14 protein-coding genes are annotated in these 13555 nt (G+C 64.6%); 6 read left to right on the top strand and 8 right to left on the bottom strand.

Going from position 1 to position 13555, the window contains the following annotated elements:
• Positions 1 to 45: 45 nt before the first annotated feature.
• From V6590_RS03985 to V6590_RS03995, 3 genes are all read right to left on the bottom strand, one after another.
• Entirely contained in the window at positions 46 to 1638 is a 1593-nt protein-coding gene (locus V6590_RS03985; RefSeq protein WP_335419906.1) for a DEAD/DEAH box helicase, read from the bottom strand.
• A 189-nt stretch (positions 1639 to 1827) separates the two neighbouring features.
• A complete protein-coding gene (locus V6590_RS03990; RefSeq protein ID WP_335419909.1) occupies positions 1828 to 3426 on the bottom strand; it encodes a peptide chain release factor 3 in 1599 nt (532 codons plus the stop codon).
• Between the two features lie 168 nt (positions 3427 to 3594).
• The gene (locus V6590_RS03995; RefSeq protein WP_335419911.1) at positions 3595 to 4605 is read right to left on the bottom strand and encodes a Hint domain-containing protein; all 1011 of its coding nucleotides are present in this window, start codon (positions 4603 to 4605) and stop codon (positions 3595 to 3597) included.
• A gap of 170 nt (positions 4606 to 4775) precedes the next feature.
• Here V6590_RS03995 and V6590_RS04000 point away from each other — a divergent pair, with 170 nt between their 5' ends.
• Positions 4776 to 5555: an SDR family oxidoreductase gene (locus tag V6590_RS04000; RefSeq protein WP_335419915.1), complete on the top strand. Its 780-nt coding sequence runs from the start codon at positions 4776 to 4778 to the stop codon at positions 5553 to 5555.
• A gap of 61 nt (positions 5556 to 5616) precedes the next feature.
• Positions 5617 to 6714, top strand: coding sequence for an ABC transporter ATP-binding protein (locus tag V6590_RS04005; RefSeq protein ID WP_335419919.1), 1098 nt, complete (start codon positions 5617 to 5619; stop codon positions 6712 to 6714).
• On the opposite strand, the gene V6590_RS04010 is transcribed toward V6590_RS04005, so the two are convergent.
• Positions 6653 to 7408 (bottom strand): helix-turn-helix transcriptional regulator, encoded by a 756-nt coding sequence (locus V6590_RS04010; RefSeq protein ID WP_335419922.1) that lies wholly within the window; start codon positions 7406 to 7408, stop codon positions 6653 to 6655. The genes V6590_RS04005 and V6590_RS04010 overlap by 62 nt on opposite strands.
• Before the next feature lie 31 nt (positions 7409 to 7439).
• A complete protein-coding gene (locus tag V6590_RS04015; RefSeq protein ID WP_335419926.1) occupies positions 7440 to 7808 on the bottom strand; it encodes a hypothetical protein in 369 nt (122 codons plus the stop codon).
• A 180-nt stretch (positions 7809 to 7988) separates the two neighbouring features.
• Here V6590_RS04015 and tatA point away from each other — a divergent pair, with 180 nt between their 5' ends.
• The 4 genes from tatA to V6590_RS04035 are packed head-to-tail and all read left to right on the top strand — an operon-like array spanning position 7989 to position 10490.
• Positions 7989 to 8201: a twin-arginine translocase TatA/TatE family subunit gene (gene tatA, locus V6590_RS04020; RefSeq protein WP_335419928.1), complete on the top strand. Its 213-nt coding sequence runs from the start codon at positions 7989 to 7991 to the stop codon at positions 8199 to 8201.
• A 53-nt stretch (positions 8202 to 8254) separates the two neighbouring features.
• Positions 8255 to 8755: a Sec-independent protein translocase protein TatB gene (gene tatB / locus V6590_RS04025; RefSeq protein WP_335419931.1), complete on the top strand. Its 501-nt coding sequence runs from the start codon at positions 8255 to 8257 to the stop codon at positions 8753 to 8755.
• Positions 8752 to 9651, top strand: coding sequence for a twin-arginine translocase subunit TatC (gene tatC / locus V6590_RS04030; RefSeq protein ID WP_335419933.1), 900 nt, complete (start codon positions 8752 to 8754; stop codon positions 9649 to 9651). Before tatB ends, tatC begins: the two co-directional genes overlap by 4 nt.
• Positions 9648 to 10490: an ATP-binding protein gene (locus V6590_RS04035; RefSeq protein ID WP_335419935.1), complete on the top strand. Its 843-nt coding sequence runs from the start codon at positions 9648 to 9650 to the stop codon at positions 10488 to 10490. Before tatC ends, V6590_RS04035 begins: the two co-directional genes overlap by 4 nt.
• A 126-nt stretch (positions 10491 to 10616) precedes the next feature.
• On the opposite strand, the gene V6590_RS04040 is transcribed toward V6590_RS04035, so the two are convergent.
• The 3 genes from V6590_RS04040 to surE form a co-directional block, all read right to left on the bottom strand.
• Positions 10617 to 11927, bottom strand: a complete 1311-nt coding sequence (locus V6590_RS04040; RefSeq protein WP_335419938.1) for a peptidoglycan DD-metalloendopeptidase family protein — start codon at positions 11925 to 11927, stop codon at positions 10617 to 10619.
• A gap of 65 nt (positions 11928 to 11992) precedes the next feature.
• Entirely contained in the window at positions 11993 to 12658 is a 666-nt protein-coding gene (locus V6590_RS04045; protein ID WP_335419941.1) for a protein-L-isoaspartate(D-aspartate) O-methyltransferase, read from the bottom strand.
• Positions 12655 to 13443: a 5'/3'-nucleotidase SurE gene (gene surE / locus V6590_RS04050; protein WP_335419945.1), complete on the bottom strand. Its 789-nt coding sequence runs from the start codon at positions 13441 to 13443 to the stop codon at positions 12655 to 12657. The genes V6590_RS04045 and surE overlap by 4 nt, the downstream gene beginning before the upstream one ends.
• Positions 13444 to 13555 lie beyond the last annotated feature (112 nt).

Raw genomic sequence — 13555 nt, forward strand, 5'->3', positions numbered from 1 at the left:
GCGGTAAAGAAAAAGGGCGCCCGTCAGGGCGCCCTTTTTTGTCTGTCATTCCGCGTCGGCGGTCTGGACCTCGGGGGCCTCAAGCTCCGGCTCTTCCGGGGTGGGATCGGGCAGTTTGAAGCTGCGCAGGATGAAATCCGGCACATGATCGCCCATGCCGACAACCCGGTCGTCGCGGTCATTGCGGTTGCGATAGTCGCGCCGATCGCCATCGCGGCGATCGCTGCGCGGCTCGTCGCGGTGATGGTGCGAATGCCCGCCCGTGCCATGGTGGTGCACATGGCCCTGTTCGGGGCTGCGACGGTCATCACGGCGATCTTCCTTGCGCTCTTCGCGCTTGGGGGCCTCGACCACGGCTTGCACAGGGGCAACCTCGGCCACCTCACGGTCGCGCGTCGGTTTGCGATCTTCGCGGCGATCGGGCTTGCCGCCCTTGCCCTTGGGCCCACGGCTGTCTTCGCGCTTCGGTCCCGGTTCTGGCAGGGTAAAACCTTCGGGCAGGGTGCCGCGCGGGATCGGCTGCTTGACCAGATTTTCGATATTGGTCAGGTATTTTTCATCAAAGGGCGTCGCGATGGTATAGGCCTTGCCCTTGCGCCCGGCACGGCCGGTGCGGCCGATGCGGTGGACGTAATCTTCGGGATGCGACGGCACATCAAAGTTGAACACATGGCTGACGGCCGGAATGTCCAGTCCGCGCGCCGCGACATCAGACGCCACCAGCAGATGCAGCGATCCGTCGCGGAACCCGTCCAGCGTTTTCATCCGCTGACTCTGATCCAGATCGCCATGGATCGGCGCGGCATTGAAGCCATGCGATTTCAGCGATTTGGCCACCACATCCACATCCATCTTGCGGTTGCAGAAGATGATGGCATTGGTGCAGGCCTCGCCCTCTTGCCGGATCAGCGCGCGCAGCACGGCGCGCTTGTCGGCAAAGCTGCGATCCTTGCGTGACGGCGTGATCTGGATCAGCGCCTGTTCGATGGTGTCCGAGGTCGAATTCTGCCGCGCCACTTCGATCTTGGCGGGGTTCGACAGGAAAGTATTGGTGATCCGTTCGATTTCCGGCGCCATGGTGGCCGAGAAGAAGAAGGTCTGCCGGGTAAAGGGCGTCAGGCTGAAGATGCGTTCGATATCGGGAATGAACCCCATGTCAAGCATCCGGTCGGCCTCGTCCACGACCATGATCTGCACACCGGTCAGCAGCAGTTTGCCGCGTTCGAAATGGTCCAGCAACCGGCCCGGCGTGGCGATCAGAACATCGACGCCGCGGTCGATCAGCTTGTCCTGTTCGCCGAAGGCCACGCCACCGATCAGCAGCGCCTTGGTCAGCTTGGTGTATTTGGCATAGGTATCGAAATTCTCGGCCACCTGCGCCGCCAGTTCGCGCGTGGGGCACAGCACAAGGCTGCGCGGCATGCGCGCCCGCGCCCGGCCCTGGCCCAGCAGCGTGATCATCGGCAGCGAGAAGCTGGCCGTCTTGCCGGTGCCGGTCTGGGCGATCCCCAGAACATCGCGGCCCTGCAAAGCATAGGGGATGGCCTGAGCCTGAATCGGGGTGGGGGTCTCATAGCCGGTATCAGCGACGGCTTGCAGAACGCGCGGGTCCAGCGCGAGGTCGGAAAACTTGGTCATATACGTCCTGTCAGGGCGGGATCGGCCCGCTGGGAGAAGAAGGGACGCATCTGTCCGGGCGCCCCGGCGTCGTGGCAGTTTCTGCCACAGGCCGGTTAGCGCAAAATCGGCCCTGCGTCAAGGTGATGGACGGATAAGCCAACAGGCAGACCCGTGCGGCCCGGTGGCCCGACGCGGATCCTTTCAGGATCAGACCATCATTTCCTTGGTCGCGGTCAGTTTCAGTTCGGGGTGATCCCGTTCCACCCGGTCGATATCCCACCGCAGCCGGGTCAGATAGACCAGATCGCCGTCATTGTCCTGCGCCATATGGCCCTTGTTGACGTTGACGAACTTTTCCACCTCCAGCTTCGGCCCCGTCAGCCAGCGGGCCGAAGTGAACTGGCTGGGTTCAAACCGGACGGGCAAGCCGTATTCCTGTTCGATCCGGCTGGCCAGCACGTCGAATTGCAGCGCCCCCACCACCCCCACGATGAAGCCCGAACCGATCATCGGCTTGAACACCTTGGCTGCGCCTTCTTCGGCGAATTGCATCAGCGCCTTTTCCAGATGCTTGGCCTTCATCGGATCGCCCGCCCGAACGCCCTGCAGCAATTCGGGTGCGAAAGACGGAATGCCGGTGAAGCGCAGCTTCTCGCCCTCGGTCAGCGCATCGCCAATGCGCAATTGCCCGTGGTTCGGGATGCCGATGATATCGCCCGCCCAAGCCTCTTCGGCCAGTTCACGGTCGGCAGCCAGAAACAGCACCGGGTTCGAAATGGCCATGGGCTTGCCCGAACGCACATGGGTCAACTTCATCCCACGTTCGAAATGGCCCGAGGCCAGGCGCACAAAGGCCACGCGGTCGCGGTGCTTGGGGTCCATATTGGCCTGCACCTTAAACACCACACCGGTCACCGGCGTTTCCTCGGGCGCCACCTTGCGGCTGGCCGTGGGCTGCGGCTGCGGCTCGGGTCCGTATTTGCCGATACCATCCATCAATTCCTTCACCCCGAAGGAGTTGATGGCCGAGCCGAACCAGATCGGGGTCATCGATCCATTGAGCAAGGCCGCGCGGTCAAAGCCGGGCAGCAGCTCGCGCGCCATTTCCAGCTCTTCGCGCAGTTTGGCCAGCAGATCGGCAGGCACATGCTGTTCCAGCAGCGGATCGTCGAGGCCCTTGATCTGGATCGTTTCCGCCACCCGGTTGCGGTCGGCGCGGTCCATCAGCTCCAGCCGGTCATTCAGGATGTCATAACAGCCCAGAAACTCGCGCCCTTGCCCGATGGGCCAGCTTGCGGGTGAAACGTCGATGGCCAGGTTTTCCTGAATCTCGTCGATGATCTCGAAGGTGTCGCGCGCCTCGCGGTCCATCTTGTTACAAAAGGTCAGGATCGGCAGGTCGCGCAATCGGCAGACCTCGAACAGCTTGCGGGTCTGGCTTTCCACCCCTTTGGCGCCGTCGATCACCATGACCGCGCAGTCCACTGCCGTCAGCGTGCGATAGGTGTCTTCGGAAAAGTCGCTGTGGCCGGGCGTATCGACCAGATTGAACCGGAACTGGCCAAAATCGAACGACATGGCCGAGGCGGAAACCGAAATCCCACGCTCCTGCTCCATCTTGATGAAGTCAGACCGCGTGCGCCGCGCCTCGCCCTTGGCGCGCACCTGGCCCGCCATCTGGATCGCGCCACCGAACAGCAGGAACTTTTCGGTCAGCGTGGTTTTCCCCGCATCCGGGTGTGCGATGATCGCAAAGGTCCGGCGGCGGGCGATTTCGGGCGGAAGGGTGGGGCGATTGTCCAGCATGGCGCGCAGATAGCCCGGCGCGGCCCTGTCTGGCAAGGGCCGAGCGGGGGCTTTGCCCCCGCATCCCCAGGATATTTGGGCCAAGATAACGGGGAATGACTTGATCGGATTTAGCGATCAGTGTGAGATTTGATCGGCCTATTCGATCAGTTGGGCAGCCGTCCGGTGTCAGCGCCCGCCGCGGCTGCGGGCCCGCAACTGGGGTTCCAGCGCCTCCAGCAGGTTGCGCCCGGCCTCAGAACCGAAATGCTGGTTCTGGTTCAGTCCGGGGAAACGGGCCTTCACTTCGGCCGACAGTTCCACGGGCAGACGCGACAGGGTGGCTTCTGTCACCAGCAGGCTTTCTGCCGGAATGCCCTCGGCATAGATGATTTCATGGCGGTCGAACACAAGGCTGAAGTAATCGGCATAGCCGCCTTCGCGCAGGAAGATGGTTTCTTCATTCACCAGATGGCGGGCCTGCACCAGCAATTCGGAAGTGGCCGACCCGGCGATGCGCTGGCGCTGATAAAGAAACATGCGGTGGTGCTGGCTGACGATGAGATCGCCGGCATTGCCCATGGCCCCTGCTGTGATGACAACGGGGGCAAAGGGGCCAACGGCGCGCAGCGTGGCGCGGCCGATCCAACGGATCGGCTGGGGCCCATGATCGCGGGTCAACACCCGGTCGCCGGGGATCAGCGTTTCGATCCGGCTCTGGCTGCCATCGGCCTTGGTGATCGCGGTGCCGCGCAGGAAACTGACGCAAAGAAGATCCGACAGGTGAGTCGATTCCGGTGCTTCTTCGGCATGGACCAGCGTGTAGTGGATACCTGCGCCCATCGGTGACAAGGGCAGGGCGAAATGCCCTTCGCCGGGAATCGCCAGCAAGAGAAGGGCGACCTTGTCGCCGTCATCGCCCATCAGCGTATAGCGGCAAAGCATCTGCAGCGGGGTGCCCGGTTCCCCGCATTGCGACCCTGCGGCCAGAATGGCCATGCCGCTGCTGCGGTCAAGCACAAGGCGCAGGGCTTCGGTTTCGCGGTCCAGCAGATAGATGTCGCCGTGACAGACTTCGTCAGGCGGGGCCAGGGGGTCGCCCTGATTGACGCCGTTTACCACATAGATCGCCTCTGCCGGAAAGACCATGCAGGCCTGACCGGGAAGCGAAGTCGGTGCGGGGGCGGAGTCGGCATGCATCGGGCGGATTCTCGGGTCTTGGTCTTGTCGTGCTGACCTAGGCGGGTGGGCAGCCCTTGCCTATAGGTAAAGCTGGAATTGCAGCAAAAATCCGGCGGTTTCGCGGATTTCCCTTGCCCTTCTGGCAGGCTAACCTGCGGTCATCACAAAGGCCAAGCGGGAGAGCAGGGATGGATCTGGGAATTTCGGGCAAACGGGCGCTGGTTTGTGCGTCCTCGCGGGGGCTGGGTCTGGGATGCGCGCGGGCGCTGGCGGCTGCTGGGGTGGATCTGGTGATGAATGCCCGGGGGCAGGCCGCATTGGATGAAGCCGCCACCGGGATTCGGGCAGAGTTTGGTGTGTCGGTGACGGTGGTGGCTGCCGATATCACCACCGAGGCCGGGCGGGCCGAGGTTCTGGCGCTGGCGGATGCGGTGGATATCCTGGTCACCAATGCGGGCGGGCCGCCCCCGGGGCTGTGGAGGGATTGGGGGCGCGATGATTTCATCCGGGCGCTGGATGCCAATATGCTGACCCCGATCGCGCTGATGACGGCGCTGTTGCCTGGCATGATGGCGCGGGGCTGGGGGCGTGTCATCAACATCACCTCGCAATCGGTGAAGGCGCCGATCCCGCAGCTTGGCCTGTCGAACAGTGCCCGCGCCGGGCTGACCGGCTATGTCGCGGGCACGGCGCGGCAGGTGGCCCCGCATGGGGTGACCATCAACAATCTGTTGCCCGGTATCCATGATACCGACCGCGCCACGGCGCTGGATGGCGGGGTGGTGAAAGCGCAGGGCATTACGCTGGAAGAGGCGCGGGCGCAGCGCATGGCCACGATTCCCGCCCGCCGTTATGGGACGGCCGCCGAATTCGGCGCGATGTGCGCCTTTCTGGCCAGCCAGCATGCCGGATTCATCGTCGGGCAGAACATCCTGCTGGATGGCGGGGCGACCAACGCGACGCTGTGATGCTTGCCGCGCCGGGGCGAGGCTGCTACGGAAAGGCCGACACAATCACTCGGAAAGCCCCGTGACGCCAGCCCCCCGCCTTGAGGTGCAGAGCCTGACCCGCAGTTTTGGCGGCAAACCGGTGGTGGATGGCGTATCGCTGACCATTGCCGCGGGGCAGGTAACCTGTCTGCTTGGGCCGTCGGGCTGCGGCAAATCCACCACGCTGCGGATGATTGCCGGGGTGGAACTGCCAGATACGGGCCGCATCCTGATTGACGGGGCCGAGGTCTGCGGCCCGAGCCACATCACGCCGCCAGAAGCCCGGGGCATCGGCATGATGTTCCAGGATTTCGCATTGTTTCCGCATTTGACGGTTGCACAGAATGTGGGTTTTGGCCTGAAGGGCGACCGGGTATCGCGTGCTGCACGGGTGGGCGAATTGCTGGAACGGGTGAACCTGACTGGCTATGGCGACAAGCATCCGCACCAGCTTTCGGGGGGCGAACAGCAGCGGGTCGCCTTGGCCCGGGCGCTGGCGCCCCGGCCAAGGCTGATGCTGATGGACGAACCCTTTTCAGGGCTGGACAACCGGTTGCGCGATGGCATCCGCGACACCACGCTGGCCGTGTTGAAGGAGGAAGGCGCCGCTGTTCTTCTGGTGACGCATGAACCGGACGAGGCGTTGCGCATGGCCGATGAAATCGCGCTGATGCGCGGCGGTCGGATCGTGCAAAGCGGATCGCCCTATCATGTCTACATGAAGCCCGCCGACAAGGCGGCGGCGGCTTTCTTCAGCGATATCAACGTGATCAAAGGTATATCCCGGGGGGCGCTGACGCCGACGCCCTTTGGCGATTTCCTGACGCCCGGCCATGCCGATGGGGCCGAGGTGGAAATCATCATTCGCCCTCAGCATCTGAAGATCGATTTCGACAGGGCCGGGCGCGGCCCGAACCCCACGCCGCAAGATGGCACCCCGGCCCGGGGCCGGGTGCGACGCGCGCGGTTTCTGGGCCGCGAAAGCCTGATCGAATTCGAGATGGATTATGATGGATCGACCCTGACGGCAGCGGTTCCGGGCGTATTTTTGCCCAAGGCGGAAACGCCGCTCTGGCTCATGATCCGGCGGGATCGGTGTTTCGTGTTCCCGGCGCGTCGTGGATTGACAGATCAGTGACCGGGCTTTCGGTCGCGGTTTCGCCCTGCGCAAGGCGTGCCCGATAATCCTCAAGCCTGCGGCCCGGTTCATCGGGGAAATGTTCCAGCGTTTCCGAAATCGCCACGATGCGATCCACCCGGAAGGCGCGGAAATCGCGGCGGGCTTCGCACCAGGCTGCCAAGGTCCAGACACGACCCCAGAATTCCAGCTGCAAGGGGCGGATGTCACGATGGCTTTCGCGGCCCTGCAGGTCGATATAGCTGATCGACAGGCGCAGCCTTTCGCGGATGGCGCGGCGGATTGCGGGCAGATGTGGCGCGGCCCTTTGGGTTTCCGATCCGGTAAAGACGAACAGGTCATCGGTCTCTTCCCCAGGGGCAGGCGGCTGGACCGACGCGATCTTGGACGCCAACCCGCGTGCTGCCCGAGCCAACCCCGGATCGGCACCTTCGGCCACCAGCCGGACCCCAAGTCGCAGCGCCTCCATCTCGGCGGCGGTCAGCACCATGGGGGGCAGGGTGATCGGTGCGCGCAGGATATAGCCCACGCCGCGTTCGCCTTCCAGCGGCAGGCCCGACGCCATCAGCGTGGCCATGTCGCGCCAGATCGTGCGGGTCGAAACCTCCAGCGCCTCGGCCAGTTCCGAGGCGCGGTGCAGCCGCCCGTCACGGAGCAGCTGGATCAGTTCGAACAGGCGGTCGGTCCGGCGCATGACGCCACAGTGCCCGACCGCCCGCCCGTCATCAACCACCGATCGACAGGTGAATCGGCTGGTGCGACATCTCGATGCTGCTGACATCGATCGCCGCCATGAAGGGGCCGAATTCGGCCATCTGCATGACCTGGGCAGCGGCGTCCTGTGCGGCTTGCAGGCTGTCCCAGACCACGAAATCGGTCCAGAGCCCGGTTTCATCGCGGATCAGCCTGCGAGAGACAAAGCCTGGCAGGGCCGCAACTGCCGCTGCGCTGGCGCGGGCAGCATCTGTAAGGCTTTGATCTGAAACACCTTCGACTGTGCGAAAGCGCACCACTTCGGCGATGGGCGTGGCATTGGCACCCCTTTGGGCATCAGCGGGGAAACGGGCAGGGCGGGCGGGGTGGAGGAAGGTCATGCAAAGCTCCTTATTTGCGGGTGATGGGCTTTCCTCGCACAGGGCAACTGACATATACCTGTCAGCAATCCACCGAACCCGGGCGATTTTCTGCTGCGATGCCGCAGGCTTTGCGCAACAGTCCGGCCAGAACCGATCCACGACGGGCGCATTTCGCCGCCCCAGCCCCAGGAGGCACTCATGCTCAACAATATCGGCCTTCCCGGTCTTCTGCTTATCGCCGTTGTCGTTCTTGTCCTGTTTGGCAAGGGCAAGGTCTCGTCGCTGATGGGCGAGGTGGGCAAGGGCATCAAGGCGTTCAAAAGCGGCGTGAAGGAAGAGACCGCCGAAATCGAGGCCAAGACCGAAGCTGCCGCGCGCGATGTGACGCCCGCCGAAAAGGACAAGGTCTGATCGCCGGTTCGGAACGCCAGTTCCCGGACCTTCAGACACCGGAAGGATAGACCATGTTCGATATCGGCTGGTCCGAAATGATGGTGGTGGGTGTGGTTGCCCTTGTCGTCATCGGGCCGAAAGACCTGCCGGAAATGTTCCGCACTCTGGGCCGGTTTACCGCCAAGGCCCGTGGCATGGCGCGCGAATTCCAGCGGGCGATGGAAAATGCGGCGGATGAGGCCGGTGTGAAGGATGTGGCCAAGGATCTGCGCGATGTCACATCTGCCCGCAACATGGGGCTGGATGCGGTCAAGACGGCGGCCAGCAAGTTTGAAGCCTGGGACCCGCTGAAGCCCAAGCCCGCCGCACCGGTTGCGGCTGCGGCCAGCGCCGCCCCTGCAGCAGCGGCCGTGACACCCGAACCTGCCCCGCCACCTGCTGGGCCGCATACGGCGGCCTTGGCGGCCGAGGTGGCAGAACGGCGGGCCGCGCGGGCGGCAGACGCGGCGGCGCGGCAGGCGGCAAGTGACACGCCGCCCGTGGCCACGCCCGAACCGAAAGACGAGGCATGAGCAACCAAGACCATATCGATGACAGCGCCGCGCCGCTGATCGAACATCTGGCCGAATTGCGGCGGCGGCTGATCTGGGCGGCCGGGTCCTTCATCGTGGCCATCCTGGCGGCCTTTGTCGTGGCCGAGCCGATCCTCGATTTCATGCTGCGCCCGATCGAGATGGTGATGCGGGAACTGGGCGATCCGAACCCGGTGATGCAATATACGGCCCCGCAGGAATATTTCTTCACGCTGGTGCGGGTGTCGGTGGTGGTGGGCTTTGGCCTGTCCTTTCCGGTGATCGGCTATCAGCTGTGGCGTTTTGTTGCGCCGGGCCTGTATCGCAGCGAAAAGCGCGCTTTCCTGCCCTTCCTGATCGCCTCGCCCGTGCTGTTCCTGATCGGGGCAAGCTTTGCCTATCTGGTCGTCACGCCAATGGCGATGCGGTTCTTTCTGGGCTTTGCCGATGTGGCTTCGCTGCTGACAGCGATCGTGCCGCTGGTGGCCGATGCGCCTGTCGATGCGGTGGCCACAGCCCCCGCAGCCCCGTCCGAAGGGATCAGCATCGTCTTTCAGGGCAAGGTGAATGAAACGCTGGATATCATGCTGAAGCTTATCATTGCCTTCGGCCTGTGCTTCCAACTGCCGGTGCTGCTGACGCTGATGGGCTCTGCCGGTCTGGTGTCGTCCAAGGGGCTCAAGGGGATGCGCAAATATGCCATCGTGCTGATCCTGATGGTCGCCGCCATCGCAACGCCCCCGGATGTGATGAGCCAGCTGATCCTGTTCTTCGCCGTCTATCCGCTTTACGAATTGTCGATCCTGCTGATTTCGCGCTTTGAAAAGAAGCGCGAGGCGGAGCTGCGGGCCGAAGGCCTGTGGGATGAAACCGACGAGGAAAACGCCGACACATGACCGATGCAGCCCTGAACCGCATTGCCGAGGCGCTGGAGCGCCTCGCGCCGCCGCCTGCCCCTGCGCCTGATCTGGCCGCCGCCGAGGCTTTCGTCTGGCAGACCGGGCCTGACCGTCTGGTGCCGGTGCCTGTGGTGTCACGGGTTGACCTGTCGCTTCTGGTGGGGGTGAACCGCGCGCGCGATACGCTGCACGCCAATACCCGGCATTTCGCACAGGGCCTGCCTGCCAATAACGCCCTGTTGTGGGGGGCGCGGGGCATGGGGAAATCCAGCCTGGTGAAGGCCGTCCATGCCGCCGTGCGGGCTGAGGGCCATGATCTGAAGCTGGTGGAACTGGCGCGCGAGGATCTGCCGTCGGTCGCGCGGCTGCTGGCGCATCTGCGCGGGGCACCATCGCGTTTCATCCTGTTCTGCGATGATCTGTCCTTCAGTCAGGACGATCAGCATTACAAGAGCCTGAAGGCCGTGCTGGATGGCGGCATTGCCGGGCGGCCCGAAAATGTCGTGCTTTATGCCACATCGAACCGCCGCCATCTGATGCCGCGCGACATGATCGAGAATGAACGGTCCACCGCGATCAACCCGAGCGAGGCGGTGGAAGAGAAGGTGTCGCTGTCCGACCGGTTTGGCCTGTGGCTGGGCTTCCATCCCTGCGGGCAGGACGAGTATCTGGCGATGATCGACGGCTATTGCGCGGCCTATGGCCTGCATGTCGCGCCCGATCAGCTGCGCGCAGAAGCCATCGAATGGCAGGCCACGCGCGGTGCGCGGTCGGGTCGGGTGGCCTGGCAATTCTTCACCGATCTGGCGGCGCGCCACGGTGTGGCGCTGGCCTGATCTGCGACGGGGGCCGGTCCTCAGGGGGATCGACCCCCTTCGGACCGGGCTGCCGCGGAAAAACGGAAAGGCCGGGCATCAGGCCCGGCCTTGGTCTTTCTGGAGGCGTTCGCAGGCCGGGCGCAGTTACTGCAGATATTTCAGCGGATCGACCGAGTCGAAGCCCTTGCGCACCTCGAAATGCAGGAAGGACGGCGATCCCGCGCGCACCTTGGCAATCGGTTGGCCGCGCTTCACCGTGGCCCCTTTGGCCACGGAGACCGCATCAATCCCGCCATAGACGGTGAGCAGATTGTCGGCATGGCGGATCACGAGGATCGGCACGCCATCGGTGTTCTTGGTGATGGCGGCCACTGTGCCATCCCCTGCGGCGGCCACGCTGGTGCCAGCACCGGCCCCGATGTCGATGCCTTCGTTCTTGCCTTTGGCATAGCCCCGGATGATCTGGCCCGAGACCGGCATCGCCAGTTTGGCGGATGAGGCCGCGCTGCGGGTCGCGCCCAGATCGGCCACCGGCTTGGCCGGAGCCGCCGGGGTTGCTGCCGGGGCGGGTTTGGCACCGGGGGCGGCGGGTTTGGTGGGGCGTTCGGCAGGCGGTTGCAGGGCCACCACGGGGGGTTCATCCACCGTGGGCAGCGGTTTGGCGGCTGAGGGCGGCACCGGGGTCGGTGTGCCTTCGCCCGGCACGGTGACTGCCGTTGCAGACGGGGCAGCTGTCGCTACGGCCTGAGGCGCAGGGGTCGGGATCAGCAGATACTGGCCTTCGCGCACGGTCATCTGCGCATCCAGCCCGTTCCATTCCGCCAAGGCCTTGGGGTTCACGTTATAGGCCCGGGCAATGATGAAGGCCGTCTCGCCGCGCTTGACCTGATGGCGGGCGGGTTCCACGCCCGGGGCTTGTGCGGCGGATTGCGGGCCGGTCTGCCAGCCTTGCGGGGCGGCAGTGGGGGCCGGGCTGGCGCGGTTGATGGCCGAACCTGCGACGGTGGTGACATCGATGGAGCCTGCGCGGATCGGGGCGCCCACGATGGCACCTGTCGCCACAGGCGCCGCACCGGGGGCGGTGCTGGCTTCGGCCACCCGGCGGGGCAGGGCCATCACCTCGCCCTCGCGCAGCGGATCGCCCGGCTGCACTGCGTTGTAGCGGGCCAGTTCACCGACATCGATCCCGACCCGCGCGGCCAGAGCGCCGACCGTATCGCCGCGTCGCGCCACGGCAACCTGATAGCCGGGGTAAGAGATCACGCCGCGCGCATCGGGCGTGGGGCGGTTCGCACTGGCGGCCAGCGCCGCATCGGCGGTGGAGATGCCGCGTGGCCGGAAATCCCAGTCAAAGGGCCGCCCGCCGCCGATGCCATTGTTGCAGGCCGTCAGCAGCATCAAGGCGCTGCCCATCAGTATGAATTGCGGAATGCGGGAAATGCGGGTGGTAACCATGGCTCGCCTCGTTCCTGCCCGGTTGATCCGGGTCCTGCACAATACGCTATGTTGTGAGCGGAACTTTACTCGACCGCAAGACCTTCGACCAGTGGGACAAAGCGCACCGGGCGCAATTCTTCGTAGTCAAAGCCGGTTTCGGTGCGGGTCACCTTGATCAGGCTTTGAACATGATCCGATTGACCGACCGGCAACACCATGATCCCCCCCGGTTTCAACTGCTGCAACAGCGGGGTCGGCGCGTCTTCGGCGGCGGCGGTGACGATGATGCGGTCGAACGGCGCCTGTTCCGGCCAGCCGAAACTGCCATCGCGGGCAACGGCGGTGATATTGGCAAGGCTCAGGTCCTGAAACAGCGCCACTGCCTCGCGCACCAGACGGCGGTGGCGGTCAATGGTATAGACCCGGCGTGCCAGAAGGCTCAGGATTGCGGCCTGATAGCCCGATCCGGTACCCACCTCCAGCACCACGTCGCGCGGCTGCACATTCAGCGCCTGCGTCATCAGACCCACGACCGAGGGTTGGCTGATGGTCTGACCGCAGGAAATCGGCAGCGGCATGTCTTCATAGGCGCGATCGGCAAAGATGCCGCGCACGAACTGGCCGCGATCCACCCGCTCCATCGCGGTCAGCACCCGGCTGTCGGTGATCCCCCGCGAACGCAGGGCAAAGAGAAAGCGCATCTTGCGTTCCGCCGGGTCGTCAGGCTGATCCGGCGCCCCTGTCGTCATGCCAGCCGCGCCTCAAGCTCGGTCAGCATGTCATGCGCGGTCAGATCGGCGCGCATCGGCGTGACCGAGATATAGCCCGACAGGTTCAGCGCCGCGTCGCTGCCCGGCAGGGTCGGGGTATGCTGCGGGCCGCCCTTGATCCAGAGGAATTTCCGGCCCGAGGGCGAATGATGCGGCTCCACCGAAAAGGCGGTATCGCGGCGAAAGCCCTGCGGCCCGACCTTCACGCCCTTGACCCGGCTGGCGGGCAGGGGGGGGAAGTTCACATTGTAGAACAGTTTGTAATCCGCCTCGCGCTGCCACAACCCGGCATCCACCAGCGATCTGACAACCGCCGGGCCATGGACGCGGGCCGCTTCGAACGGGTCAGCCAGATCGGCGGTTTCGGGGCCGAGGAATTGCGAGAGCGCAATGGCCGGGATGCCCTGCAAGGCGGCTTCCATCGCGCCGCCAATCGTGCCGGAATACAGCGTGTTCTCGGCGGCATTGTTGCCCCGGTTCACCCCCGACAGCACCAGATCGGGCTTGGCCCCTTGCAGTACATCATAGAGCGCGGCCAGCACGCAATCGGCAGGGCTGCCCTCTGCGGCATAGCGGCGATGGCCCAGCTTGGCGATCATCATCGGGTGGGTATAACTGATGCAATGCCCGACGCCCGATTGTTCAAAGGCGGGGGCCACGGTCCAGACTTCGCCCTCAGGGCCGGCAAGGCCTTGGGCGATTTCGGTCAGCACCTCAAGCCCGGGGGCGTTGATGCCATCATCATTGGTGATCAGGATACGCATCTGGCCCCTTTCCTTGCGCTTTCTGATTAGACAAAGCCGGGCCGGGCGGCAAGCATCCGCCGAAGGCTGCGCCAATTTCGCCGCAGGGCTGCGGCATCGCTGCCGCTTGACG

It is taken from the genome of Gemmobacter denitrificans (genome assembly GCF_036964905.1).
In the GTDB taxonomy this organism is placed as follows: Bacteria; Pseudomonadota; Alphaproteobacteria; order Rhodobacterales; family Rhodobacteraceae; genus Gemmobacter; species Gemmobacter denitrificans.